Genomic DNA, 24,922 nt, shown 5'->3' with positions numbered 1-24,922 from the left:
GCGGCGGCGGGTCACTTGATGCGTCCCGCCGCCAGCACCACCTGTGCCAGCTCCCGGTGCAGGATGTCGCTGTGTGCCCCCGCCGGCGGCCCGCCGCGCCGTACGACAGCCGCCGCGTCGATGTTCACGCAGCCCGATATCGGCAGGGGCGCCTCCAGCGCGTCGGCCAGCTTCAGTGACCGCGTCCCCGGAACCGCCTGCACCCCGTCGTGCCCCATCGCACCCCACTTGGCACCCAGCATCCGGCCGATGTCCAGGGCCGCGACCCCGCGCGCGTCCCCCGCCATGCGGGAGGCCAGCGGATACATCGTGGACAGCGCCGAGTCGTGCCGCGAGTAGCAGCACACCAGCGGTCCGTCGATACGGTTGTGCTGGCCCTCCAGCACACCGCCCGCACGGGCGTCGTGCGGCAGCCGCGAGGCGAACGCGTAGTGCGAGAAGGCGCCTTGGAGCAGCGTCACGGACTTCACCGCGCGCACGCCCTTCGGCAGTCCCCGCAACGCGAACGACACCAGCCGCGCACCGAAGCTGTGCCCGACCAGATGCACCCGCACCTCGGGCGCCCGCGCGGCCAGCTGCCCGATCACCCGGCCCAGCCCGCGCTCACCGACCGTGCCCGCGCGCCGCTTCATGGCGTAGTACGTCGCCTGCCGCAGCAGCTCGTGCGCGCCTTCCCACGGGTTCGGCAACGAGAACGAGGCCGCGCCGTCCGGCGCTCCCTCGGGTGCCTCCAGATGCGTCAGCGCCTGCGCGAACTCCTCGCACAGGGCAGCCGTCGGCACCGAGAACATGTCCGGCGAGTTCTGCGGCACCCCCTCCGCCAGCGTGTCCGCCGCGAACAGCATCTGCGGCCCCGGCGGTACGACGTCCACCAGCAGCCGTACCAGCCGCCCGAACTCCTCCAACTCGGCCTCCTCGCGCGGCTGCTGGTCCAGCATGCGCGCGATCTGGTCGATCACGGTGGCCCGCCCCGGGAACGTCTCCAGCAGCGCGTGCCGCGTGTCCTTGTCCAGCACCGGCCGACGCGGCATCTCGGCCGCCACGGCCCGCGGAAAGTCCGGAATCGGCTCGTCCGAGAACCGCATCGACGGCCAGACCACGCCCACGTACCCGATCTTCGCCGCCGGAGCGAGCTGCGGGACCGGCGCGAAGAAGCGGTCGTAGAGCCGGGTGGCGCCCGAGCGGTCGCTGTTCCAGCCGTGCGCGAAGACGATCAGGTCACGGACGTGGTGCTGTGTCACTCCGGCCAGCAGCCGGTCCCGTTTCCCGGCGTCCGGATCGCCGTCCGCGTCGAAGGTCAGCTCCCAGTAAGGAGTCACGCTCACTGCCGGATCCGCCATGACAGGCCCCCTCGTCCCCCGAAGTGGTGCGACACGGGCGCATCGTCCTGCTAACGGGCGTGATTGGCCATACGTCGTCACTCATCCGGGGTGGAGATTCGCGGCGGTCATTTGTACAGCAGGTACCCCCTGCGCATCCGCCGGAACGCCGCCAACTCCTGCTGCCAGCCCGCCACCACCTCGTCGGCGCTCGCGCCCGCGTCGATCATCGTGCGTACCCGGGTGGAGCCGGTGAGCTTGTCGATCCAGTTGTCGGAGCGCCAACCGAAGCCGCTCCAGACCTGCTTGGCGGTCACCAGCAGGGCGATCCCGGTGCGGACGGGGTCGTACGCGGCCCGGTCGTGCACATGGATCTGCACGCCGCCGATGGTCTTGCCCTGGAACTTGGAGAACGTGGGCGCGAAGTAGGCCTCCCTGAAGTGCACGCCGGGGAGGTGGAGTTCGTTGACGGCCGCCGCCCAGCGTCCGTCGATGCCTTCCGCGCCGAGCAGTTCGAAGGGGCGGGTGGTGCCGCGTCCCTCCGAGAGGTTCGTGCCCTCGAAGAGACAGGTGCCCGAGTACACGAGGGCGGTGTCCGGCGTCGGCATGTTCGGGCTCGGCGGCACCCAGGGCAGGCCGGAGGCGTCGTAGAAGTCGGACCGCCGCCAGCCCGTCATCCGCACGGTCTCCAGCGGCACCGGGGTGGTGAGGAACTCCCCGTTGAAGAGGTGGGCCAGTTCCGCGACCGTCATTCCGTGCGCCTGCGAGATCGGTTGCCGGCCGACGAAGGTCGCGAACTCCTTGTGCAGGACGGGGCCTTGCGCCGCTCGGCCGGTCACCGGGTTCGGGCGGTCCAGTACGACGAAGCGCTTGCCCGCCAGCTGGGCCGCCTCCATGCAGTCGTAGAGGGTCCAGATGTAGGTGTAGAAGCGTGCGCCCACGTCCTGGATGTCGAAGACGATCGTGTCGACGCCGGAGGCGGTGAAGATGTCGGCGAGGGGGCGGCCGCTCTTGAGGTACGTGTCGTAGACCGGGAGCCCGGTCGCCGGGTCGTCGTAGCGGCCCTCGGAGCCGCCTGCCTGGGCGGTGCCTCTGAAGCCGTGTTCGGGGCCGAAGACGGCGATGAGGTTCACGCGGTCGTCTGCGTACATGACGTCGACGATGTGGCGGACGTCGCGGGTCACGCCGGTGGGGTTGGTGACGATTCCGACGCGCCGGCCGTCGAGGAGCGCGTAGCCTTCGGCGGAGAGTCGCTCGAAGCCGGTTTGCCTGCGGCGCTGGGCGGCATAGGCCGGTGGTGCCGCTGACACGGATGCTGCTGCCGTTGTCGCTGCGAGGAAGGCTCGTCTGGATAGGCGCATGGGGGGCACGGTATTGCTCCCGCAGGTCGGGGGGAAGGTGCCGGTAAATCGTGGCTTGTCGCGCAGTTCCCCGCGCCCCTGGGGTTGGCCGCAGTCACTCTTCCCAGTCACATACCGACCGGTTAGTCTGGCCTTGCAGTGGAGCCGCGTCGAAGGAGACCCATGGTGGAAGCCTTGCAGGATGCCGGAGTGGTCGTCACCGGAGCGGGAGGCGGGATAGGCGCAGCCCTTGCGCGTCGGTTCGCCACTGAAGGGGCCCGCGTCGTCGTCAATGATCTGGACGCCGACAAAGCGAAGGTCGTCGCCGACGAGATCGGCGGGATCGCAGTCCCCGGTGACGCATCCGCCATTGTCGGCGACGCCCGGGACGCCCTCGGCGGCACCGTCGACGTCTACTGCGCCAACGCCGGTGTCGCCTTCGGCGGGCCGGACGCGGCCGATCTCGCCGACGAGAGGGCGTGGGCGCTGTCCTGGGACGTCAACGTCATGGCGCACGTGCGTGCCGCCAACGACCTGCTCCCGGACTGGCTGGAGCGTGGCAGCGGGAGGTTCGTCTCCACCGTCTCCGCCGCCGGACTGCTCACCATGATCGGCGCCGCGCCCTACGCCGTCACCAAGCACGGCGCCTATGCCTTCGCCGAGTATCTGTCGCTGACGTACCGGCACCGAGGGATCAAGGTGCACGCCATCTGCCCGCAGGGCGTGCGCACCGACATGCTGGACGCCACCGGCAGTGCGGGCGACCTCGTGCTGAAGCCCACCGCCATCGCGCCGGAGGACGTGGCGGACGCCCTGTTCAAGGGCATGGAGGAGGACCGCTTCCTGATCCTGCCGCATCCCGAGGTCGACGGTTACTACCAGGCGCGGGCCGCCGATCCGGACCGCTGGCTGGCCAATATGAACCACCTCCAGCAGAAGTGGGAGGAGGCCCGATGACCGACTCCCGGTACGCCGCCAAGCCCTGGCTGGCCCTGCTCAGCGACGCCCAGCGCGCCCCCATCGAGCCCGAGGACTCCCTCGTGCACGCCCTGCGCCGGGCCGCCGCCGAGGCGCCGGAGCGCAGCTTCCTCGCCTACTTCGACGGCCGCCTGAGCTACCGCGAGGCCGACGAGCTCAGTGACTCCGTCGCCGGGCACCTCGCCGCCCGTGGTCTCGAGCGCGGCGACCGGGTGGCGATCCTGCTGCAGAACTCCCCGCACTTCGTGCTTGCCCTGCTCGGCGCCTGGAAGGCCGGGGCGATCGTCGTGCCCGTCAACCCGATGTACAAGTCGGGGGAGGTCGCGCACGTCCTTCGGGACGGTGACGTGGCCGCGCTGATCTGCTCCGACCGGGCCTGGGAGTCGTATCTGCGCGAGACGGCGGCCGACTCGCCGGTGCGGATCGTGCTCACGGGTTGCGAGTTGGATTTCCAGACGCGCAACGACGCGCGCGTGCTGTCCTTCGAGCGGCTGCCGCAGGCCGATGACGCCGACGACCTGACGGCCGTCGCCCGTGCCGGGCACAAGGCGCCCGAAGGGCGCGACCCGGAGCCCTCCGGCATCGCCCTGATCAGCTACACCTCGGGCACCAGCGGCACGCCCAAGGGCGCCACCAACACGCACGGCAACATCATGTACAACGCCGAGCGGCAGCGGACCGGACTGGAGCTGCCCGACCCGCCCGTCTACTTCGCGCTGGCGCCCCTGTTCCACATCACCGGGATGGTCTGCCAGCTGGGTGCCTGTCTCGACAGCGCGGGGACGCTCGTGCTGGCGTACCGCTTCGAGGCCGGGGTCGTGCTCGACGCCTTCGCCGAGCACGGGCCGCACTACACCGTCGGCCCGTCGACCGCCTTCATGGCGCTGGCCGCGCACCCGGGCGTCACCCGCGACCACTTCGCCTCCTTCCGGATGATCTCCTCCGGCGGCGCGCCGCTGCCGCCCGCGCTGGTGGAGAAGTTCCGGGCCGGCTTCGGGCCGTACATCCGCAACGGCTACGGCCTCACCGAGTGCACCGCCCCCTGCGCCTCCGTCCCGCCCGGCCTGGAGGCCCCCGTCGACCCGGTCTCCGGGACGCTTGCCGTGGGTCTGCCCGGTCCCGAGACGGTCGTACGGATCGTCGACGACCAGGGCGCGGAGGTGCCGTTCGGCGAGCAGGGCGAGATCGTCGTACGGGGGCCGCAGGTCATCCCGGGCTACTGGCGGCGCCCCGACGCCACCGCCGAGACGTTCCCCGACGGTGAACTGCGCACCGGTGACATCGGCTTCATGGACGAGCAGGGCTGGTTGTACGTCGTCGACCGCAAGAAGGACATGATCAACGCGTCCGGCTTCAAGGTGTGGCCGCGCGAGGTCGAGGACGTGCTCTACACGCACCCGGCGGTGCGCGAGGCGGCCGTCGTCGGGGTGCCCGACGGGTATCGCGGGGAGACCGTCAAGGCGTACATCAGCCTCCGTCCGGGTGCGGAAACGGACCCCGAGGCACTCGCCGCGTACTGCAGGGAGAGACTGGCCGCCTACAAATATCCGCGGCAGGTGGAGATCCTGCCCGACTTGCCCAAGACGGCAAGTGGGAAGATCCTCCGTCGGGAACTTCGTTCCCGTACGAACGACGGCTAGACGAACGACTGCCGGACAGCAAGCAGACATCTCGGAAGGGCAGGTGGCGGCACAGTGGCCAGGACGACGGACGGAGACGGTACGCCCGTCCCGCAGCGGCTGCTCGCCGCCGCCACCCGGCTCTTCGCCGAGCAGGGCTACGACCGCACCTCGGTGCAGGAGATCGTCGAGGCGGCCGGCGTCACCAAGGGGGCGCTCTACCACTACTTCGGCTCCAAGGACGACCTCCTGCACGAGGTGTACGCGCGCGTGCTGCGCCTGCAGCAGGAGCGGCTGGACGCCTTCGCGCAGGCCGACGAGCCGGTCGAGAAGCGCCTGCGGGCCGCCGCGGCGGACGTCGTGGTGACGACCATCGACAACCTCGACGACGCGATGATCTTCTGGCGGTCCATGCACCACCTGAGCCCGGAGAAGAACAAGCAGGTGCGCGCCGAGCGTCGGCGCTACCACGAACGCTTCCGTGCGCTCATCGAGGAGGGCCAGGAGGCGGGCGTCTTCTCCAAGGCGACCCCGGCCGACCTGGTGGTTGACTACCACTTCGGTTCCGTCCACCATCTGTCGACCTGGTACCGCCCGGACGGCCCGATGGGCCCCCAGGAGGTCGCCGACCACCTGGCCGACCTGTTGCTGCGAGCGCTGCGTCCCTGAAGGCGCGCGCGGGCGTGTGTCACGCGTAAGGGCATGCGTAAGGGGCGGCCGCCATGGACGGCCGCCCCTCGTACGTCCTGCGCTACAGGTACTTCTTCAGCTCCCGCCGCGCCAGCGACCGCTGATGCACCTCGTCCGGCCCGTCGGCGATCATCAGCGTCCGCGCCGCCGCGTACAGCTCGGCCAGCGGGAAGTCCTGGCTGACGCCGCCCGCGCCGTGCAGCTGGATCGCCCGGTCGATGATGTCGACGACGGCGCGCGGAGTGGCGATCTTGATGGACTGGATCTCCGTGTGGGCGCCCTTGTTGCCGACGGTGTCCATCAGCCAGGCCGTCTTCAGCACCAGCAGCCGCAGCTGCTCGACGGTCACGCGCGCGTCGGCGATCCAGTTGTGCACCACGCCCTGCTGGGCCAGCGCCTTGCCGAAGGCGGTGCGGGACACGGCCCGCTTGCACATCAGCTCGATCGCCCGCTCGGCCATCCCGATCAGCCGCATGCAGTGGTGGATACGGCCCGGACCGAGGCGGGCCTGGGCGATCGCGAAACCGCCGCCCTCCTCGCCGATCAGGTGGGAGACCGGCACGCGCGCGTGGTCGAAGATCACCTCGGCGTGGCCGCCGTGGTAGTGGTCCTCGTAGCCGAAGACCTGCATCGCGCGCTCGACCGTGACGCCCGGGGTGTCGCGGGGGACGAGGACCATGGACTGCTGGCGGCGGATGTCCTCACCGTCCGGGTCCGTCTTGCCCATCACGATGAAGATCTTGCAGTCCGGGTTCATCGCCCCGGAGATGTACCACTTGCGGCCGGTGATGACGTACTCGTCGCCGTCCCGTTCGATGTGCGTGGTGATGTTGGTGGCGTCGGAGGAGGCCACCTCAGGCTCGGTCATCGCGAACGCCGAGCGGATCTCACCGGCCAGCAGCGGCTCCAGCCACTGCTTCTTCTGCTGCTCGTCACCGAACTGCGCCAGCACCTCCATGTTCCCGGTGTCGGGCGCCGCGCAGTTCAGCGCGGTGGGGGCCAGCTGCGGGGAACGGCCGGTGATCTCGGCGAGGGGCGCGTACTGGAGGTTGGTGAGCCCGGCGCCGTACTCGGCGTCCGGCAGGAAGAGGTTCCACAGGCCCTGCCTGCGTGCCTCCGCCTTCAGCTCCTCGACCACGGCCGGGGTGTCCCAGGGCGAGGCCAGCGCGGCCCGCTGCTCCTCCGCGACCGCCTCGGCCGGATAGACGTACTCGTCCATGAAGGCCAGCAGCTTGGCGCGCAGCTCTTCGGTGCGTGCGTCGAACGCGAAGTCCATGTCCCGTCAGCCTTCCTGGGTGCCGTCTCGAAGGGTGGTCAGGCCGTGCTCGATGAAGACCGGGACCAGGTCGCCGATGAGGTCGAAGCCGCGGCCGACCGTCTGGCCCAGCGTGTAGCGGTAGTGGATGCCCTCCAGGATCACGGCGAGCTTGAACCAGGCGAACGCCGTGTACCAGGAGACGGACGAGACGTCCCGTCCCGAGCGGGCCGCGTACCGCTCGATCAGCTCGGCCGGATCCGGGTGCCCGGGTGCCTCGGCCGTGGTGGAGACGGGGGAGTTCGGCATCCCCAGCGGCTTGCTGTACATCACCAGCAGGCCCAGGTCGGTGAGCGGGTCACCGAGCGTGGACATCTCCCAGTCGAGGATCGCCTTGATCCGGTCGTCCTGACCTATGAGCACGTTGTCGAGCCGGTAGTCGCCGTGGACGACCGCGGGGGCCGGGGAGGTGGGCAGCCGCCGTCCGAGCGTCGCGTGCAGCTCGTCGATGCCGGCCAGTTCGCGGTTGCGGGAGGCGTCCAGCTGCTTGCCCCAGCGGCGCAGCTGCCGGTCCAGGAAGCCCTCGGGGCGGCCGAAGTCCTCCAGCCCCACCGACGCCGGCTCCACCGCGTGCAGCTCGACGAGCGTGTCCACCAGGGACAGCACCGCGCCCCGGGTGCGCTCCGGGCCGAGCGGGGCCAGCTGGTCGGCGGTGCGGTACGGGGTGCCCTCGACGAACTCCATGACGTAGAACGGCGCCCCGAGCACCTCCTCGTCCTCGCAGAGCAGCACCGGCCGCGGCACCGGCACGTTCGTCGGGTGCAGGGCGTCGATGACCCGGTGCTCGCGCTTCATGTCGTGCGCGGTGGCGAGGACGTGGCCGAGCGGGGGCCGCCGTACGACCCACTTCGAGGTGCCGTCGGAGACGAAGTAGGTGAGGTTGGACCGTCCGCCCTCGATCAGCCGGCCGGTCAGCGGACCGTGCACCAGGCCGGGCCGCTCCCGCTCGAGCAGGCCGCGCAGCCGGTCGAGATCGAGTCCGGGCGGATGGTCGGGGCTCATATATCGCTCCTCAAGCAGGTGAACGGACCTGACTCATGATGCCGACCAGTCGGTATGTAGTCCAGTGGGGGAGACGAACGTGATCGGGGCCACGATAAGCCGACAGCTCCCCGCGTGGAGCGTCGGGGAGCTGTCGGGGACGGGTTCCGGCCGGTACGCCGACCGGGCGGGGCCTCGTAGGGGGCTCAGTGGTCGTCCCAGTGGCCTTCGTGGGCGGCGTGGCGGTGGCCGTCGTGGAGGTAGTCGACGTGGTCCCCGTGCAGGACGCTCTCGTGCCCGCAGTCGGCGCCGTGCTGATGGGCGTGGCCCTCGTGCGGGGCGTGCCCGTCCGCCTCGCACTCGTCCCAGTGTCCGCCGTGCTCGCGGTGGAGGTGACCGTCGTGCGCGTAGTCGGTGTGGTCGCCGTGCGGCACCGGGGTGTGACCGCAGTCGGGGCCGTGGGTGTGCGTGTGGGAGGGGTGTTCCACGTGCAGGGTGGTCATGGTGCTCACCTTCGAAGGTGTGGGTCGTGACGTCGACAGGCTGCCACGCGAACGGCGCATATCGGCTCATTCGGCTTGCGTGGCGCCCTGCCACGCCAGAGGGTCGGAGCCATGAAGGGCATCAGCTATTCAAGCTATGGCGGCCCCGAGGTGCTCGCATACGGGGACGTGCGCGACCCGCGGGTCGGCCCCGACTCGGTGCTGGTCAAGGTGCGGGCGGCGGCGGTCAACCCGGTCGACTGGAAGTGCCGTGAGGGCTACATGGACCGGATGCTGGAGCCGGTCTTCCCGGTGGTCCCCGGCTGGGACGTCTCCGGGGTCGTGGTCCAACCCGGTGTGTCCGTCACGGAGTTCGGCGTCGGCGACGAGGTCATCGGCTACGTACGCGAGGACCTCCTCTCCCACGGCACTTTCGCCGAGTACGTCGCGGCCCCCGTCCGCACCCTCGCGCGCAAGCCCCGCAACCTCACCTGGGAGGAGGCGGCCGGCCTGCCGCTGGTGGGGCTGACCGCCTATCAGGTGCTGTTGAAGGTGCTCCAGGTCAAGCCGGACGAGACCGTCCTCGTGCACGCCGCGGCCGGCGGCGTGGGCTCGATCGCCGTCCAGCTCGCCCGCCATCTGGGCGCCCGCGTCATCGGCACGGCGAGCGCGCACAACCACGACTACGTCCGCGGCCTCGGAGGCGAGCCCGTCGAGTACGGCGACGGCCTGACCGAGCGCGTGCGCGGACTGGCGCCCGAAGGCGTAGACGCGGCGTTCGACACGGTCGGCGGCGAGGCGCTGAAGGTCTCGACCAATCTCCTCGCCCCCGAGGGCCGTCTGGTGTCGATCGCCGACCCGGACGTCTTCGACTACGGCGGCCGCTACTACTTCGTCCGCCCCGACGCGGAGGACCTGCTCCGGCTGTCGGAGCTGGCGGAGGAGGGCGTGGTGTCCGTGCATGTATCGGAGACGTTCCCGCTGGAACGTGCGGCGGACGCCCACCGGCTCAACCAGGAGGGCCGCACCCGGGGCAAGATCGTGGTGACGGTGGACTGGGAGACGGAGGAGGCGGTGGCGCCCGAGGGGCTGTGGCAGGGGGCGGAGTAGCGCCGAACGGGGGCGCCGCCGCTGACGAGGGCCGGCTCCCAGGGATCCGTCGGCGAGTTGGCTCCCAGGGGGCCGTCGGCTAGGGCGGTCGTCGGGAATCTGCCGGTGAGGGCCGTAGTCAGGTACCTGGCGGTGAGGGCCGTACTCGTGTACCTGCCGGTGAGGGCCCACCGTCCTCAGAAGACGAGGGCGGCTGCGCACACCGCCAGGGCCACGGTGAACAGGACCGTGGCCGTCGCGTGCCGGGGAGCGAGGGCCGCGGGCTCCGTCGACGTGGCGAGGACGCGGATACGGTGGTGGGCCAGAGCCAGGAAGCCCAGCCACAGCCCGCAGCACAGGGCGCAGACGACCGTCCCGGCGACCGAGATCCCGCCGTGCAGTGCGGTCTTCATGGCGAGTACGGCGGCCACGGTGCCGGACAGTGTCGTACGGCGCCACGCCAGGCGCGTCCGCTCGGGCTGCAGTCCCGGATCCCGCTCCGGCTCCGGGGCCTCCCCCAGTCTCGAACATGCTCGACCGGGGGGACCCCCATCGACGCTCATCCCTCCCACCCGACGAGCACGACGACGACCATCGCCACGGCCACGACGGCGACCACGAGGCTCAGCATCGCCGGGAACCGCGACACGGGCAGATCCTCGCCCCGGCGCATCGCCCGCTCGCAGCGTACCCAGTGATTGACCGCGCGCAGCGAGCACAGCACGCCCGCCGCGAGCAACGCGAGCGCCAGCCCGACGCGCCAGCCCCAGCGCAGGTCCGGCAGGAACTGGTCCACCGCGAAGCCGCCGCCGATGAGCGCGAGCGCGGTACGCAGCCAGGCCAGGAAGGTGCGCTCGTTCGCCAGCGAGAACCGGTAGTCGGGGGTGCCGCCCTCCTGCCGGATCTGCCGCGGTTCGAACCACAGTCGGACGTTTCGTGCGAACTCGATCACATGAACGACCCTATCCGGGCCGTCGCCGGGGGGCGTTGTCAGTGCCCGCCGCCCGGTAGGTCCTGAGCCGCTCGTACGCCGCGAGTCCGTCCGGCACCCACGCCCACTCCGGCAGTCGTCGCTCGACCTCGGCCTCGGGGAGGAAGTCGTGCCAGGCGACCTCCTCCACCTGGGGGCTCACGGGCAGCTCGCAGCGCACCTCGTACACCGCCGACCACCAGGTCTGTCCGGCGCCGTCGTCGTACAGGAACTTGAAGAGGTACGACGGGCGGGGCAGGCCGCTCACGCCGAGTTCCTCCTCGGCCTCGCGCAGAGCGGCGTCGTCGTACGACTCACCCGCGCCGACCACGCCGCCGACGAACATGTCGTACCGCGAGGGGAACACCAGCTTGGTGGGTGTGCGGCGGTGCACGAAGAGGCGGCCCTGTGCGTCCCGGGCCTCGATGAAGACACAGCGGTGGCGCAGCCCCTTGGCGTAGGCCTCGCCGCGCGGGGACTGTCCGATGATCCGGTCCTGTTCGTCGACGATGTCGAGGATCTCGTCAGCAGAGCTCATGGGGCCATCCAAGCAGGTGGCTCCCGCCGGGTGGTGTCACCGTCCGGACCGGGCCGCTCGACACGCCGCGGGTCGTTCCCGGCCGTGGCTTGGGCAGGTGAAGGGTGGAAACCGCGGGGCGATCGGAATGCGCCGGGAGGTCCAGCGAAGCGGCAAGGGCACCCGGCCCCGTACGGACTTCCGCCCGCCTCAGCCGGTCCCCGCAACCACCGTCACCCGGCGGCCTGCAGCACCGTCGCCCGCTCCGGCTCCTTCGTCCCGCACGGCATCGCCGGATGCATCCCGAGCAGGATGATGCCCACCACGATCCCGGCGAGCCCGGCCGCCTCCCACGCCAGCGCGCCCGCGTCGGTGCGGAGGCGGTCGCCGAGGAAGCCCACGCCGCAGACGATGCCGGCCAGTGGCTGGGCCGCGGTCAGGGCGGGCAGGGACATGCGCAGCGACGCTGTCTCGAAGGCGCTCTGGACCAGGACCAGCCCGGTGAGGCCGAGCGCCACCACCGCGTACGGCTGCCAGCCGGTCAGCACCTCCGCGAGGCCGCCCTCGGCGAAACGCTCGCCCGTCACCCGGGTCAGCGCGTCCTGCACGCCGTACAGCAGACCGGCGGCCGTCGCCAGCAGCGCCGGACCCGAGCTGAGCCGTGAGCGCTTTGCGTACGCCGTGAGCAGCAGGGCCACTCCGATCATGACGCCGATGATCAGCCAGTGCCGCAGCGGGTCGTCGGTCGCCGTTCCGCCGCGTGGCTGTCCGGCGACGATGAACGCCGTGACGCCGCCCGCGAGCAGCGCGAGGCCCGTCCAGCCCTGGCGGCCCAGCGGCTGCTTGGTCTGGCGGCGGGAGAGCAGGAGCGCGAACAGCAGGTTCGTCGCCAGCAGCGGTTCCACCAGGGAGATCTCACCCTGCCCCAGCGCCATCGCGCCCAGCGCCATGCCCGCCACCATGAGCCCGATGCCGCCCAGCCAGCGCGGCACCTTCATCAGGTCGAGGAGGATGCGGGGCGAGAGAAAGTCGTTCAGCGGGGCCCGCCGGGCCGCGTTCTGCTGCAACACGAAGCCGAAGCCCAGGCAGCACGCAGCGGTGACGGCGAGTATCAGGATCTGAAGCGACACGCTGCGTACCTCGATCATCCTGCCGGGGACGGTGTGCGTAGGGGCCGACTGTAGCGGCCCTTGACCCGGCATGGGCGTCCCGCAATCGTGCGATGCCCGCGCCGACGACGCCATGACGTGCGCCACACGCTTGGATCAATTCCGACATCGCGGGCATGTTGAAAGCCTCAACTGCCTCACCGGTAACGGAAGTTGACGCGTGTAACGCGGCGGCGACCCTTGACGTGAACCGTTGGCTGCGGGTTTGCTGTGCGTGATCATTCGATGACAGTCCACATCCTTCCCCCGACAGAACCCACAACGGTGCCCCCACCTCCGCCCCCCTTCGGCCGCAGTCGCAAGCGTGCGGCGCACGCCTTCGACGCGGCCCTCGACGACGCCGAGCTCGCCGCGGCCCGCACCGCGCTCGCCCAGGGCAGGTGGCAGTCGGTCCGCTCGCTGCTCGCCCGGACCGGCGACGACTGGGACCGCCGAGGGCACCGCGTCACCGTCCTCGCCCGGGAGCCGTACTGCGCCCCCTGGGCCCGCGACTGGCTGCTCGCCGAACCCGACTCCGCCGACGCCGCCGTCCTGCTCGCCCTCGCACAGGTGCAGCGCGCCCTGCGCGGCAAGGAGAAACCGGTCCGCGCCCGCGAGTCCTGCCACAGCGCCGCCGCGCTCGCACCCGCCGACCCCACCCCCTGGCTCGGGCTGCTCATGCTGGAGTGCGCCCTCGGTGCCGAGGAGGAGGTGCGGCGCCTCTTCGCCGAGGTCCGGGCCCGGTACGCCGACCATCACCACGCCCACCATCTGATGGTCGCCAGGCTCGCCGAGCGCCACCCGGGTGCCGGCCCCGACCCGCTCCACGAGGTCTACGACTTCGCCAACCAGGCCGCCGAGCACGCCCCCGCCGACTCCCCGCTCGCCATCCTCCCGGTCATCGCCCATGCCGAGCGCTACCGCGTCCTCGCAGGCGCCGGACACGAGCCCCGCGACGCGGCCGCCTCCGGGCACTGGACCGGCCGCCGGGCCCGGCAGGTGATGCGGGCCGCCTTCGACTGGTGGCTGGAGTGGGAGCAGGAAGGCCACCCGCGCCGCCTGATCGACCTCAACTTCCTCGCCCACGCCAAGGTCTGCGAGGGCCGGGGCGCCGAGGCCGCCGCCCTGTTCCACCGCATCGGCGAGCACGCAACGCCGTCCCCGTGGTCGTACCCGGACCGCGACCCGTACCCCGCCTTCCGCGCCGCACGCGACACCGCGCTCGGCATGGCGTAACGACACCGACCCGACGCAACAACACCGACCCGACCCGCCCCCCCCCGCACCCCCAAACCCCGAAGGACGGTCACGCGATGACGACGGGCAGTTCCAGCACCAGCAGAGCCACCGCGGACGGTGGCGGCATCAGTACGTTCAAGGGGCAGGACCGTGCCCTGCGCGCCGACCGGCTGGGCACGACGGGCCTGCTGCTGTCCGTGCTCGCCGCCACGGCACCCCTGATGGTGGTCGCGGGTGTCATGCCCACGACCTTCGGGGTGATGGGCGTCGTCGGACAGCCGCTGCTCTTCGTGATCCTCGGCCTCGTGCTGGCGCTCTTCAGCGTCGGGTACGCCGAGATGAGCCGCCACGTCCACAACGCCGGCGCCTTCTACGCGTACATCTCCCGCGGCCTGGGTGGCACGGCCGGCGCCGGCGCCGCGATGGTCGCGCTCGTCGCCTACAACGCCCTCCAGGTCGGCATCTACGGCATCTTCGGCTTCGAGGTCTCCGGACTTTTCGCCACCTACCTCGAAACCGAGGTCGCCTGGTGGATACCGGCGCTCCTGGCCGTGCTCCTCGTCGGCGCGCTCGGCTGGCTGAAGATCGACCTCAACGCGCGCGTGCTCGGCGTTCTGCTGATCATCGAGGTCGCCCTGGTCGTCATCTTCGACGTCGCCGCGCTCGGCGATCCCGGCAAGGAGGGGCTCTCGCTGCACGCCTTCAACCCGGACACCCTCACCGGCGCGGGCATCGGCACCGCCCTGTGCTTCTGCGTCGCCGCCTTCCTCGGCTTCGAGCAGGCCCCCGTCTACGCCGAGGAGACCAGCCGCCCGCACGTCCTCGTGCCTCGCGTGATGTTCCTTGCCATCGGCGGCATCGCGGTGTTCTACACGATCAGCTGCTGGGCGTACACCGTCGCCACCGGGCCCTCGGCGATCGTCGGCACCGCTCAGGAGCAGAGCGCCGGGCTGCTGTTCTTCCTCACCGAGGACCTGCTCGGGACCGGCTTCACCGACGTCCTGCACGTGCTGTTCGTGACCGGCATGTTCGCGGCGATGCTGAGCTTCCACAACGTCGTCGCCCGCTACGCCTTCGCCATGGGCCGCGAGGGCCTGCTGCCCGCCGCCTTCGGCCGCACCAGCGGCGCGAGCGGCGCGCCCGGTACGGGTTCGCTGCTGCAGACCGGGGTCTCGCTCGTGGTCGTCGCCGTCTTCGCGCTCACCGACGACAAGCCGACCGGAGACCCGACCGCACCGGTCCTGCACCTGTTCACCTGGATGGGCAGCCTGGGCGCGCTGGGCGTCGCGGCTCTGATGGCCGCCGCCTCGGTCTCCGTCATCGTCTTCTTCGTCCGCCGCGGGGCGGTCGCCGCCCAGTTCTGGCGGCTGGCCGCCTCGGGGCTCGCCGTCCTCGCGCTGCTCTTCATCGTCGTCTACACCGTCAAGGACTTCGACGTGCTGATCGGGGCGGGCCCCGGCTCGTCCCTGAGCTGGGCCCTGCCCGCCGTCATCGCCGTCGCCCTGGCCGCCGGCCTGGCCCAGGGCCTGCTCCTGCGCTCCCGCGCCCCCGAGCGGCACGCCCGCATCGGGCTCGGCAACGAGGCGTTCCAGCTGGAGAAGGCGGCCACCGAGACGCCGTAGCGGAGGACCACTCCTGAGCGTCCCGTAAGAAGAGGTCCGTAAGAAGAGGCCCGCAAGAGGAGTCCCGTAAAAAGTGCTTACGGAACCCTGACGAGCACCCGCGATTCCTGGTCCCGCCCGGGTCGCGGGTGTTCGAATGGACTGGTGAACCCCGAACAGCCCGAAGCCTCCGCAGCGGAGGGCGAGGAGAAGGGCAAACCCATCGGCCGCCGCGTCTTCCTCGGCACCCTCGGCCTGGGCGCCCTCGGCGTGGTCACCGCGCCCACCCTGCAGCGTGGCCTGGAGTCCTTCCTCGCGAGCGCGTCCGACAAGGACCCCACCGGCCTGACCGACCTGCTGCCCAACGGCGGCGGATTCCGCTACTACTCGGTCGCCTCGTCCGTTCCCCGCAAGAACGCCACCACCTACCGCCTCACGGTCGACGGCCTCGTCGACCAGCCCCGGAGCTACACCCTGGCCGACCTGCGCGCCCTCCCGCAGACCCGGCTCGTGCGCGACGTGCAGTGCGTCACCGGCTGGCGGGTGCCCGACACACCGTTCGAGGGGGTACGCCTGTCCCGGCTCCTCGACGCCGCGGGAGTGCGCAAGGAAGCCGGGGCGGTGCGCTTCACCTGCTTCGACGGCACGTACACCGAGAGCCTCACCCTCGACCAGGCCCGCCGCTCCGACGTCCTCGTCGCCCTGCGCATGCAGGACAAGGACCTGGGCCACGCCCACGGCGGCCCGGTACGCCTCTATGTGGCGCCGATGTACTTCTACAAGTCCGCCAAGTGGCTCTCCGGCATCACCGTCACCGAGGACGTGAAGCCCGGCTACTGGGAGGAACGGGGCTACGACGTCGACGCCTGGGTCGGCCGCTCGAACGGACGCGACGATGAGCCTACGAGTTGACGCACCCGGCCGGGCCACGAGCGTGCGGCGCTTCAGCCGCGCCGAGCGCTGGGTGCACCGTACGACGGCCGCGCTGATGGGCGTGTGCGTGGTGACGGCCGCCTGCCTCTACATCCCGCAGCTCGCCGAACTCGTCGGCCGCCGCGAGCTGGTGGTCCGGATCCATGAGTGGGCCGGCCTCGCCCTGCCCGTGCCCGTCCTGGCCGGACTCGCCTCCCGCGCCTTCCGCGCCGACCTGGGTTTCCTCAACCGCTTCGGCCGGCCCGACCGCGTGTGGCTGCGCGCCGCGTTGCGCCGTGACAAGCGGGCCGCGTCCCGTCCGGCTGGCAAGTTCAACGCCGGACAGAAGATCTATGCGGCCTGGATCGCCGGGGCGACGCTGGTGATGCTCGGCACGGGGCTGTTGATGTGGTTCACCCACCTCACACCCCTGGTGTGGCGCACCAGCGCGACGTTCGTCCACGACTGGCTGGCCCTGACCATCGGCATCGTCCTCGCCGGGCACATCGGCATGGCACTAGGCGATCCGGAGGCCCGCAGGGGCATGCGGACCGGCAGGGTGAGCCGGGAGTGGGCCGAGCGGGAGCATCCCCTGTGGCGGCCCTGAGGCAGTGAGGGGCGGGGGCGATGCGGTCGGGAACTCCGCCGGATCGGCAGGGGACATCACCACCGCACCGAGCGGCGACACCGGACCGGCAGGCGTCTCAGCCCCCATGTCCGGCTCCGGGACCACCTCGGGAGCGGCGACCTTGAAGGCCGCCGGCAGGCGCACCTCCGTCCCGGCATACCGGACCGTCACCTCGACGGAGCCCGGCTCCAGCACCGGCACGACGACGGACAGCACCAGCCGATCGCCCGACTCGGACCTCAGCACGGGAGCCCCGGGCACCTGCTGCCCACCGACGCTCACGCCCACGTCCGGCAGCAGCTCGGCATGGTCGACGTACGTGTCCGCCAGCTCGATCCCGATCACCTCGCCGGGCCGCGCCTCGCGGTCGCTGCCCGCGTCGACCCCGGCGATCCGAAATCCGCAGGCTGCGGGCGTGCCGCTGGACGAGGGCTTCAGCCGGACGGTGGCAGCGGGATGCCGACGGTGGAAGTCGAGGAGACCGCCCAGCACGGTGTACGCGGCACGGCCCTTGCAGGTGTCGGCCTTGTCCGCCAGGGCGGCATGGTCCCGCGCCGCCTGCTCCCAGCTGCCGCCCTCGCCCTGCACGGCGAGGCAGGTCGTGGCCAGCCCGCGCAGCAGCGTCCACTCGGCGTCGGCCGACGTCCGGGGAACCACGTTCAGGGCGGTCCGGCACTCGGCGGGGGCGCGGAGCAGGTCGTACACGCTCGCCGGATCAGGGGTGCCGTCGGTGTTCGGCGAGTCGGGGCCGGGCGGGAGCCAGGTGGGGACTTCGAGGAGCTTCTGACTCATGGAGGGACTGGGGGAGGGGCTCGGAGTCTCGCTCGCCGCGCTGCTCCGGGGCCGGCTGGGCGTGGCCGTGGGCACGGGCACGGTCGCGTGCCCGTCGGGCTTCGGCCGTACCGGAGGAGCGGAGTTCGGCGAGCCGGTCTGCGGCTTCCGAGGCCCGGTCGAAGGCCCGGCGGTGACGATCGTGCCCCCGCCGCCCCTGCCGTCCGCCGTGCCGCCCCCGTCAGTGGTGAAGGCCGCGGCGGCCACCGCCACCGCCCCTACGACCAGCAGCCCCGAGATACGCATCCCGAGGGAAACCGCCATGACGCCCCCCGAAGTTCCCGCCCCCGAACACGGTGGCAGCCACCAGGGGTCACCTCATCATCGGGCCGAAAGTGCCCCTGCGGAAGCCGCTTCATGTGAACGTCGGTGTGAGTTGGGGCGCCGAGCAGCGCGGAAGTTCAGCCTCCGAAGTCCAGCAGCACCTTGCAGGAAGTGCTCCGGTCCGCGGCCAGCGCGAACGCCGACCCGGCCTCCCGCACCGGCACCACCGCGCTGACCAGCCCGTCGAACGACGGCTCGGCGGCGAGCAGTTCCAGCGCGTCGTCGAACTCCGCGTCGAACCGGAACGCCCCCCGCAGCTCGATCTCCCGGCTGACGACGAGGTTCCCCGCGAACGGACTCCGCCCCGGCGGCAGCATCCCGAGCTGCACCACTACACCCCCGCGCCGCACGAGCCGCAGACAGGTGTCCAGCCCCGCCGCCACCCCCGACGCCTCGATCGCCACGTCCACCTCGGAAGGCCACCCGGCATCGTCCGGATCGTCGGCCCGTACGAGGACGTCGGCGCCGGCGACGCGCGCGTACCGCAGGGCCGCGGGCAGCAGGTCCGTCACCGTCACGCGACTCGCACCGGCCGCCTTCGCCGCCGCGACCACCAGGCACCCGATGGGCCCGGCACCGGTGACGAGGACGTGCCTCCCGGCCACGTCCCCGGCCCGCCGCACGGCGTGCAGCGCGACGGACAGCGGCTCGGCGAGGGCCGCCCGCCGCAGCGGCAGCCCGGCGGGGAGCGGCCTCAACTGTGCTGCCGGTCCGGTCACTCGGGTCGCGAACCCGCCCTGAACGTGCGGGAATCGTGCCGCGCTGCCCAGATAGCGGGTGTCCCGGCAGACGTTCCGCCGCCCGTCCACGCACTCCGGGCACACCCCGCACGGAGTGGCCGGGTGCACCGCGACAGCCGTACCCGGAGCCGGGCCTGATGCTCCGGCACCGTACGAGACCACCGTCCCGACCACCTCGTGCCCGAGCACCATCGGCTCCTCGATGCGGAAGTCGCCGACTCCGCCGTGCCGCCAGTAGTGCAGGTCGGATCCGCAGACCCCGCCGTACCGAACGGCGACGAGGGCCTGCCCGGGGCCGGGCTCCGGCGACGGCAGCTCCTCGACCCGCAGGTCACCCTCACCATGGATCACACAACCGAGCATCCCCGAAGCCTCCTTCACAGCACGCTCGTCATGCCGCCGTCGACGTACAGGACCTGTCCGCTGACGAAGTCCGCGGCCGGAGAGGCGAGGAACAGCACCCCGCCCACCAGGTCCTCGGTACGCCCCCAGCGCCCGGCCGGGGTGCGCCGCCGTACCCAGGCACTGAACTCCTCGTCCGCGACGAGGGGTTGGGTGAGCTCGGTCTCGATGTAGCCGGGGCCGAGGCCGTTGACCTGGACGCCGTACCGCCCCCAGTCCGCGCACATGCCCTTGGTGAGCATCTTCAGCGCGCCCTTGGTGGCGGCGTAGGGCGCGATGCCGGGGCGGACGACCTCGCTCTGCAGCGAGCAGATGTTGATGATCTTTCCGTGGCCGCGTTCCGTCATGTGCCGGGCCGCTTCGCGGCCGACCAGGAACGCGCTGGTGAGGTTGATGTCCAGGATCCGGTGCCAGTCGGAGTCCGTGAACTCGAGCAAAGGCGCGCGCAGTTGTATGCCCGCGTTGTTGACCAGGATGTCGAGCGGGCCCACCCGCTCCTCGACCTCCGCGATGCCGGCGGCCACCGACGGACCGTCGGTCACGTCGAACACGGCCGTGTGGACCCGGTCCCCGGGCAGTTCGGCGGCAGCCTTGGTGAGGCGTTCGCCGTCCCGCCCGTTGAGGACCACGGTGCAGCCGGCCTCCGCCAGGCCGCGGGCGAGGGCGAGGCCGATGCCGCGGCTGGAGCCGGTGACCAGGGCCGTGCGGCCGCTGATGTCGAAGAGGGAGTGAGCCGTCATCGTCGTACTCCTCGTATCCCTAGATGATCAGCGAGAGCAGGAGGACCACACCGCCCGCGACCACCGAGATGATCGTCTCCATGACGGACCAGGTCTTGATGGTCTGGCCCACGTTCAGGCCGAAGTACTCCTTGACCAGCCAGAATCCGGCGTCGTTGACATGGCTGAAGAAGAGCGAGCCGGCTCCGATGGCGAGGACCAGCAGGGCCGCGTGCGTCGTCGACATGTCGGCGGCCAGCGGTGCCACGAGCCCGGCGGCCGAGACCGTAGCCACCGTCGCCGACCCCGTCGCCAGCCGGATCGCCACCGCGATCAGCCAGGCCAGCAGCAGCGCCGGGATCGACCAGTCCTCGGAGATGTCCAGGACCATCTGACCCACGCCGGTGTCGATCAGCGTCTGCTTGAAGCCGCCGCCCGCGCCGACGATGAGCAGGATGCCCGCGATGGGCGCGAGGCCCTTCTCGACGAGCGGCGACACCCGCTCCTTGCCGAACCCGGCGGGCCGCAGCAGGGTGAAGATGCCCAGGAGCACGGCGGCGAGGAGCGCGATCATCGGGGAGCCGATGACGTCGAAGACGCGCTGGACGGTGTTGGCCGGGTCGTCGATGACGATGTCGACCAGCGCCTTGGAGAGCATCAGGACGACGGGGAGGAGGATCGTGATCAGCGTGGGCCCGAAGCCGGGGAGCTTGCGCTTCCCCAATTCATCGGCTTCTTCGGACGCGCGCTGCGGAATCATGCGGTCCGGGGCCGGGACGTCCACCCAGCGGGCCGCGTACCGCGAGAACAGCGGGCCGGCGATGATCACCGTCGGTATGGCGACGAGGACGCCGAGCGCCAGCGTGACGCCCAGGTCGGCGCCGACCGCGTCGATCGCGACCAGCGGGCCGGGGTGCGGCGGGACCAGGCCGTGCATCACGGACAGGCCGGCGAGGGCGGGGATGCCGATGCGCATCAGCGAGTAGTTGCCGCGCTTGGCGACCATCAGCACGACCGGGATCAGCAGGACGACGCCGACCTCGAAGAACAACGGCAGACCGATCACGGAGGCGATCAGCACCATCGCCCACGGCATCGAACGGCCGCCTGCCTTGGCGAGGATCGTGTCGACGATCTGGTCGGCGCCGCCGGAGTCGGCCAGCATCTTGCCGAGGATCGCGCCGAGCGCGATCAGCACGCCCACGCCGGCGACCGTGGTGCCGAGGCCGGTGGTGAAGCTGGCGATGGCCTTGTCGAGCGGCGCCCCGGCGATCGCGCCGAGCACGAGCGTTCCGAGGGTCAGGGACAGGAACGCGTGGAGCTTGAACTTGGTGATGAGCAGGACGATGACGGCGATGCCCGCCAGGACGGCGATGCCCAGCTGAGCGTGGCCGGCCGAGGTGATGGGCTCGACGGTGTCCGCTGCCAGCATCTCGACGCTGAGTCTGGTCACGGGGGTTCCCTTGCAGGTACGGGGGTTGGGGAAGGGGGTACTGCCGTGGGGGGTGCGGTGGTGCGGTGGGGGTGTTGCGGTGTTGCGGGGGGTGTTACCGGGCTGAGCCGGGAAGGTCGCCCAGCGCCTTGGCGGCCCGCTCGGTGATCTCCTCCGGGCTGCCGGCGACATCCACGGCGACTCCTGCCTCGTCGGGCTGGAGCGGCTGGAGCGTGGCGAACTGTGAATCCAGCAGCGCGGTCGGCATGAAGTGCCCCTGCCGTTGCGTCATCCGGTCCTCGATGAGGGCCCGGTCACCCGTGAGGTGCACGAACACGACGCCGGGCGCGGCGGCCCGCAGCCGGTCGCGGTACGACCGCTTCAGCGCCGAGCAGCTGACCACCCCGCCGAGCCGGGCCCGCCCGTGCGCCCAGGAGCCGATGGCGTCGAGCCACGGCCACCTGTCCGCGTCGTCGAGCGGGGTGCCGGCCGACATCTTGGCGATGTTGGCCGGCGGGTGGAAGTCGTCGCCCTCGGCGTACGGGACGCCGAGCCGGGCGGCGAGCAGGGGACCGATGGTGGTCTTGCCGGTGCCCGCGACGCCCATGACCACGACGACATGGGGGGTACTCATCGCTGCCTCACTGTCTGCTGTCTTCGTCGACACGTGATGTCGACGCCACTGAAACCTATTAGGTACGACGAATTCAAGGCCCTGTGATGAATAAGTCTGACTTTTGGTTCCCGTGATCTGGCCCGTACGCTGAGTGCATGAGCACACCGGGCCGGGGGCTGCACGGCCATGTACTGGAAACCCTCGGCCCCGCGATCACCGCGGGCGAGTACCCGCCGGGCAGTGTCCTGCGCACGGACGAGCTGGCCCAGCGCTTCGACGTGTCACGCTCGGTGATGCGGGAGGCGGTCCGCGTCCTGGAGTCCATGCACCTGGTCGAGTCCCGCCGCCGCGTGGGCGTCACGGTGCGCCCCAAGTCCGAGTGGAACGTCTACGACCCCCAGGTCATCCGCTGGCGCCTCGCCGGCGCCGACCGCCCGCAGCAACTGCGCTCGCTCACGGTCCTGCGCTCGGCGATCGAGCCAGTGGCGGCGGGCCTGGCCGCGAAGCACGCCACCGCCGACCAGTGCGCCGAACTCACCGAGTGCGCCCTCGGCATGGTCGCCCACTCACGCGGCCACCAACTGGAGGGCTACCTCGTCCACGACGTCGCCTTCCACCGGGTGATCCTCAACGCCTCCGGCAACGAGATGTTCGCCCGCCTGGGCGACGTCGTCGCCGAGGTCCTCGCGGGCCGCACCCACCACGAGGTCATGTTCGAGGACCCCGACCCGGCCGCCGTGACGCTGCACGTCCAGGTCGCGGAGGCGGTCCGCGCGGGCGACGCGGGCCGCGCGGAACACCTGACCCGCGAGATCACGGTCGGCGCCCTCCAGGAACTGGACATCCTGGCGCCATGACAGAAGCGGGCCGACGCCTGGGCCTCGACCGGATCATGAAGCCGCTGAAGGTGAACATGCCCGACGCCGGGGATCTCGGCTTCGAGGCCATCAGGCGGCTGGGCAACCCGGTGCCGATGCTGGTGCAGAACAGCGGCGAAAGGCCGTTGCAGCTGTGGCTGGAGCCCTTCGGCCAGGACTACTGGCTCGAGCCCGGGGAGGCCGTGTACGTCACCTCGTACGGCACGTGGAACGACCACCCGTTCGAGACGGTCCACGAGCCCGACTGCCTGACCATCTGGGCGACATCCTTCTTCGCCACGGTCTCCGACCGCGACGGCAACGAGTTCCCGCCGGGACGCAGGACCCCCGCCTAGACCGCAGGGCAGCCCCTCAGTCCAGGAACTCCCCGTCGACGTACACCCACGCCCCACCGACCCGCTCGAACCGGCTCCGCTCATGCAGCGACCCGCCCCGGAACGAGGCCCGGAACGTCACGGTCCCGGTGGTATGGAACGCCGACCCGTCCGTCGTTCCCAGGATCTCCAGTCCGGTCCACCGCATCCCCGGATCGAGATCCAGCCGTGCGGGCCGTGTCCGCGGATGCCAGGTCCGCAGCAGGTACGCCACATCGCCCTTGACGAACGCGCTGTACCGCGACCGCATGAGCGCCTCGGCGGTGGGCGCGGCGGCGGTGCCGGAGTGGTAGCGGCCGCAGCACTTGTCGTAGGGCTCGAACAGCCCGCACGGGCAGGAACGCGTGGTCATGCCGGTCATTCTCCTAGACGGCCGCCCGCGTCTCGGCCCCGGGCAGCGGCGGCAAGGCCGCCCCGTACACCCACGCCTCGAACAGCTCCTCCACCGGCTCGGTCGCGAAGCGGGCCACGTGTGAGGTGAAGGCCTGGGTCGTCACCGTGCCGTTCCGGTGCAGTTGCCCCCACGCGCGCAGCATGCGGAAGAAGGCGATGTCGCCCATCGCGCAGCGCACCGCGTGCAGGACGAGGCCCCCGCGTTCGTACAACCGGTCGTCGAACATCGACTTCCGGCCCGGATCCGCCAGCCGCAGATCCTGCGGCAGTGACGACAGCAACCGGTGTGCGGCGGCGGCGAGTTGCTGGGCCGTACGGCCGCCCGAACGCTCCGACCACAGCCACTCCGCGTACTTGGCGAACCCCTCGTTCAGCCAGATGTGCCGCCAGTCCGCGATGGACACGCTGTTGCCGAACCACTGGTGCGCCAGCTCGTGCGCGACCAGCCGCTCTGAACCCCGCGCACCGTCCACGTGGTTGGCGCCGAACAGCGACAACCCCTGTGCCTCGACGGGAACGTCGAGCTCCTCCTCGGTCACCACGACCGCGTACTCGTCGAACGGGTACGGCCCGAACAGCTCCTGGAACAGGTCCATCATCTGCGGCTGGCGCGCGAAGTCCCGGGAGAACTCCGGCAGCAGATGCGCCGGGATGTGCCCGTGCTGCGGTACGCCGCCCAGGCCGGGGTCGCCCAGCAGCACCGTCTGGTACTTGCCGATCGACAGCCCGACCAGATAGCTGGACGTCGGCGCGGCCTGTTCGTACACCCAGGTGGTCGTGGACGCCTTCGTCGTCCGGGTCAGCAGGCGCCCGCCCGCCACCACCGCGTACGCCGACGGCGTGGTGACCGAGATCTGGTACGAGGCCTTGTCGGCGGGCCGGTCGTTGCACGGGTACCACGACGGCGCCCCGATCGGCTGGCTCGCCACCAGCGCCCCGTCCTCCAGCTCCTCCCAACCGAGCCCGCCCCAGGGACTGTTCACCGGCTTGGGGTTGCCCGACCAGTGCACCTCGACCGTGAAGGCCGCCCCGGCACGGACCGGCTTGGCCGGGCGGACGCGCAGCTTGCCGCCGCGGTGGGTGTAGTGCGGTTGCCGTCCGTCGACCCGGACCCGCCCGATCTTGAAGTCGGCCAGGTTCAGCACGAACTCCGTCAGCGGCGCCCGTCCCGCTATGGCGTTGATCCGGGCCGACCCCGACAGCCGGTTCGGTCCCGGGCGGTAGTCCAGCGCGAGCTCATACCGGTGCACCCGGTACCGGGGGTCGCCGTGCTCCGGGAAGTACGGGTCCGCGCCCGCCGTCTGCTGAACTGCCACTGCTGTCTGTGCTCCCTGCGCCGTACTGCTGCCACTGAAGTGCCGGCCCATGGCTCTCCGGCCCCGAGT

General features: G+C 71.2%; 26 protein-coding genes. 10 read left to right on the top strand and 16 right to left on the bottom strand.

Going from position 1 to position 24,922, the window contains the following annotated elements; genetic code table 11:
• Positions 1–11: 11 nt before the first annotated feature.
• Positions 12–1,340 (bottom strand): serine-threonine protein kinase, encoded by a 1,329-nt coding sequence (locus ACQEV2_RS08295; protein WP_433038132.1) that lies wholly within the window; start codon positions 1,338–1,340, stop codon positions 12–14.
• 107 nt (positions 1,341–1,447) lie between these two features.
• Positions 1,448–2,680 (bottom strand): exo-beta-N-acetylmuramidase NamZ family protein, encoded by a 1,233-nt coding sequence (locus tag ACQEV2_RS08290; protein ID WP_433038130.1) that lies wholly within the window; start codon positions 2,678–2,680, stop codon positions 1,448–1,450.
• A gap of 162 nt (positions 2,681–2,842) precedes the next feature.
• Between ACQEV2_RS08290 and ACQEV2_RS08285 the strand changes: the two genes are divergently transcribed.
• From ACQEV2_RS08285 to ACQEV2_RS08275, 3 genes are read left to right on the top strand one after another with little or no spacing between them, the layout of a single operon-like run.
• On the top strand, positions 2,843–3,616 hold the full coding sequence (locus ACQEV2_RS08285; RefSeq protein ID WP_433038128.1) for an SDR family oxidoreductase: 774 nt from the start codon (positions 2,843–2,845) through the stop codon (positions 3,614–3,616).
• The gene (locus ACQEV2_RS08280) at positions 3,613–5,277 is read left to right on the top strand and encodes a class I adenylate-forming enzyme family protein (RefSeq protein WP_433038126.1); all 1,665 of its coding nucleotides are present in this window, start codon (positions 3,613–3,615) and stop codon (positions 5,275–5,277) included. Before ACQEV2_RS08285 ends, ACQEV2_RS08280 begins: the two co-directional genes overlap by 4 nt.
• Before the next feature lie 54 nt (positions 5,278–5,331).
• Positions 5,332–5,925, top strand: coding sequence for a TetR/AcrR family transcriptional regulator (locus ACQEV2_RS08275; RefSeq protein ID WP_433038124.1), 594 nt, complete (start codon positions 5,332–5,334; stop codon positions 5,923–5,925).
• 82 nt (positions 5,926–6,007) lie between these two features.
• Here ACQEV2_RS08275 and ACQEV2_RS08270 read toward each other — a convergent pair whose 3' ends face one another.
• The 3 genes from ACQEV2_RS08270 to ACQEV2_RS08260 all read right to left on the bottom strand — a co-directional run bounded on the left by ACQEV2_RS08270 (position 6,008) and on the right by ACQEV2_RS08260 (position 8,745).
• Positions 6,008–7,222, bottom strand: a complete 1,215-nt coding sequence (locus ACQEV2_RS08270) for an acyl-CoA dehydrogenase (protein WP_433038122.1) — start codon at positions 7,220–7,222, stop codon at positions 6,008–6,010.
• Between the two features lie 6 nt (positions 7,223–7,228).
• Positions 7,229–8,263 (bottom strand): phosphotransferase family protein, encoded by a 1,035-nt coding sequence (locus ACQEV2_RS08265; protein WP_433038120.1) that lies wholly within the window; start codon positions 8,261–8,263, stop codon positions 7,229–7,231.
• Positions 8,264–8,448: 185 nt separating this feature from the next.
• Entirely contained in the window at positions 8,449–8,745 is a 297-nt protein-coding gene (locus ACQEV2_RS08260) for a hypothetical protein (RefSeq protein ID WP_433038118.1), read from the bottom strand.
• Positions 8,746–8,856: 111 nt separating this feature from the next.
• Here ACQEV2_RS08260 and ACQEV2_RS08255 point away from each other — a divergent pair, with 111 nt between their 5' ends.
• Entirely contained in the window at positions 8,857–9,834 is a 978-nt protein-coding gene (locus ACQEV2_RS08255; RefSeq protein WP_433038116.1) for an NADP-dependent oxidoreductase, read from the top strand.
• Positions 9,835–10,010: 176 nt separating this feature from the next.
• Here ACQEV2_RS08255 and ACQEV2_RS08250 read toward each other — a convergent pair whose 3' ends face one another.
• The 4 genes from ACQEV2_RS08250 to ACQEV2_RS08235 form a co-directional block, all read right to left on the bottom strand.
• A complete protein-coding gene (locus ACQEV2_RS08250) occupies positions 10,011–10,376 on the bottom strand; it encodes a DUF202 domain-containing protein (RefSeq protein ID WP_433038114.1) in 366 nt (121 codons plus the stop codon).
• Positions 10,373–10,765: a YidH family protein gene (locus ACQEV2_RS08245; RefSeq protein WP_433038112.1), complete on the bottom strand. Its 393-nt coding sequence runs from the start codon at positions 10,763–10,765 to the stop codon at positions 10,373–10,375. Before ACQEV2_RS08245 ends, ACQEV2_RS08250 begins: the two co-directional genes overlap by 4 nt.
• A 10-nt stretch (positions 10,766–10,775) precedes the next feature.
• Positions 10,776–11,321: an NUDIX hydrolase gene (locus ACQEV2_RS08240; protein ID WP_433038110.1), complete on the bottom strand. Its 546-nt coding sequence runs from the start codon at positions 11,319–11,321 to the stop codon at positions 10,776–10,778.
• Between the two features lie 212 nt (positions 11,322–11,533).
• A complete protein-coding gene (locus ACQEV2_RS08235; protein ID WP_433038108.1) occupies positions 11,534–12,430 on the bottom strand; it encodes a DMT family transporter in 897 nt (298 codons plus the stop codon).
• A gap of 303 nt (positions 12,431–12,733) precedes the next feature.
• Here ACQEV2_RS08235 and ACQEV2_RS08230 point away from each other — a divergent pair, with 303 nt between their 5' ends.
• From ACQEV2_RS08230 to ACQEV2_RS08215, 4 genes are all read left to right on the top strand, one after another.
• Positions 12,734–13,684: a hypothetical protein gene (locus tag ACQEV2_RS08230; protein ID WP_433054276.1), complete on the top strand. Its 951-nt coding sequence runs from the start codon at positions 12,734–12,736 to the stop codon at positions 13,682–13,684.
• 77 nt (positions 13,685–13,761) lie between these two features.
• Entirely contained in the window at positions 13,762–15,309 is a 1,548-nt protein-coding gene (locus ACQEV2_RS08225) for an APC family permease (protein ID WP_433038106.1), read from the top strand.
• A 144-nt stretch (positions 15,310–15,453) separates the two neighbouring features.
• Positions 15,454–16,200, top strand: a complete 747-nt coding sequence (locus ACQEV2_RS08220; protein ID WP_433038104.1) for a molybdopterin-dependent oxidoreductase — start codon at positions 15,454–15,456, stop codon at positions 16,198–16,200.
• The gene (locus ACQEV2_RS08215) at positions 16,184–16,807 is read left to right on the top strand and encodes a cytochrome b/b6 domain-containing protein (RefSeq protein ID WP_433038102.1); all 624 of its coding nucleotides are present in this window, start codon (positions 16,184–16,186) and stop codon (positions 16,805–16,807) included. The genes ACQEV2_RS08220 and ACQEV2_RS08215 overlap by 17 nt, the downstream gene beginning before the upstream one ends.
• Here ACQEV2_RS08215 and ACQEV2_RS08210 read toward each other — a convergent pair.
• The 5 genes from ACQEV2_RS08210 to ACQEV2_RS08190 all read right to left on the bottom strand — a co-directional run bounded on the left by ACQEV2_RS08210 (position 16,718) and on the right by ACQEV2_RS08190 (position 21,910).
• A complete protein-coding gene (locus tag ACQEV2_RS08210) occupies positions 16,718–17,923 on the bottom strand; it encodes a hypothetical protein (RefSeq protein WP_433038100.1) in 1,206 nt (401 codons plus the stop codon). The two genes, ACQEV2_RS08215 and ACQEV2_RS08210, sit on opposite strands and share 90 nt — an antisense overlap.
• Before the next feature lie 137 nt (positions 17,924–18,060).
• Positions 18,061–19,086 (bottom strand): L-idonate 5-dehydrogenase, encoded by a 1,026-nt coding sequence (locus ACQEV2_RS08205; protein WP_433038098.1) that lies wholly within the window; start codon positions 19,084–19,086, stop codon positions 18,061–18,063.
• 14 nt (positions 19,087–19,100) lie between these two features.
• On the bottom strand, positions 19,101–19,865 hold the full coding sequence (locus tag ACQEV2_RS08200; protein ID WP_433038096.1) for an SDR family oxidoreductase: 765 nt from the start codon (positions 19,863–19,865) through the stop codon (positions 19,101–19,103).
• Between the two features lie 19 nt (positions 19,866–19,884).
• Positions 19,885–21,297 carry a GntP family permease gene (locus tag ACQEV2_RS08195; protein ID WP_433038094.1) on the bottom strand — a complete coding sequence of 471 codons (1,413 nt, stop codon included), beginning with the start codon at positions 21,295–21,297 and terminating at the stop codon, positions 19,885–19,887.
• 94 nt (positions 21,298–21,391) lie between these two features.
• A complete protein-coding gene (locus ACQEV2_RS08190; RefSeq protein WP_433038092.1) occupies positions 21,392–21,910 on the bottom strand; it encodes a gluconokinase in 519 nt (172 codons plus the stop codon).
• Between the two features lie 137 nt (positions 21,911–22,047).
• Here ACQEV2_RS08190 and ACQEV2_RS08185 point away from each other — a divergent pair, with 137 nt between their 5' ends.
• Positions 22,048–22,749, top strand: a complete 702-nt coding sequence (locus ACQEV2_RS08185; protein WP_433038090.1) for a FadR/GntR family transcriptional regulator — start codon at positions 22,048–22,050, stop codon at positions 22,747–22,749.
• The gene (locus tag ACQEV2_RS08180; protein ID WP_433038088.1) at positions 22,746–23,105 is read left to right on the top strand and encodes a hypothetical protein; all 360 of its coding nucleotides are present in this window, start codon (positions 22,746–22,748) and stop codon (positions 23,103–23,105) included. The genes ACQEV2_RS08185 and ACQEV2_RS08180 overlap by 4 nt, the downstream gene beginning before the upstream one ends.
• A gap of 16 nt (positions 23,106–23,121) precedes the next feature.
• Here the strand turns inward: ACQEV2_RS08180 and ACQEV2_RS08175 are convergent, their stop codons facing one another.
• Together ACQEV2_RS08175 and ACQEV2_RS08170 are read right to left on the bottom strand one after the other, a co-directional pair.
• The gene (locus ACQEV2_RS08175) at positions 23,122–23,496 is read right to left on the bottom strand and encodes a YchJ family protein (protein WP_433038086.1); all 375 of its coding nucleotides are present in this window, start codon (positions 23,494–23,496) and stop codon (positions 23,122–23,124) included.
• 13 nt (positions 23,497–23,509) lie between these two features.
• Positions 23,510–24,853 carry a M1 family metallopeptidase gene (locus ACQEV2_RS08170; protein WP_433038084.1) on the bottom strand — a complete coding sequence of 448 codons (1,344 nt, stop codon included), beginning with the start codon at positions 24,851–24,853 and terminating at the stop codon, positions 23,510–23,512.
• Positions 24,854–24,922 lie beyond the last annotated feature (69 nt).

The sequence above is a fragment of the Streptomyces sp. CA-251387 genome (genome assembly GCF_050936625.1).
Taxonomy (GTDB): Bacteria; Actinomycetota; Actinomycetes; order Streptomycetales; family Streptomycetaceae; genus Streptomyces.
This window is presented reverse-complemented; position numbering and strand designations above follow the sequence as displayed.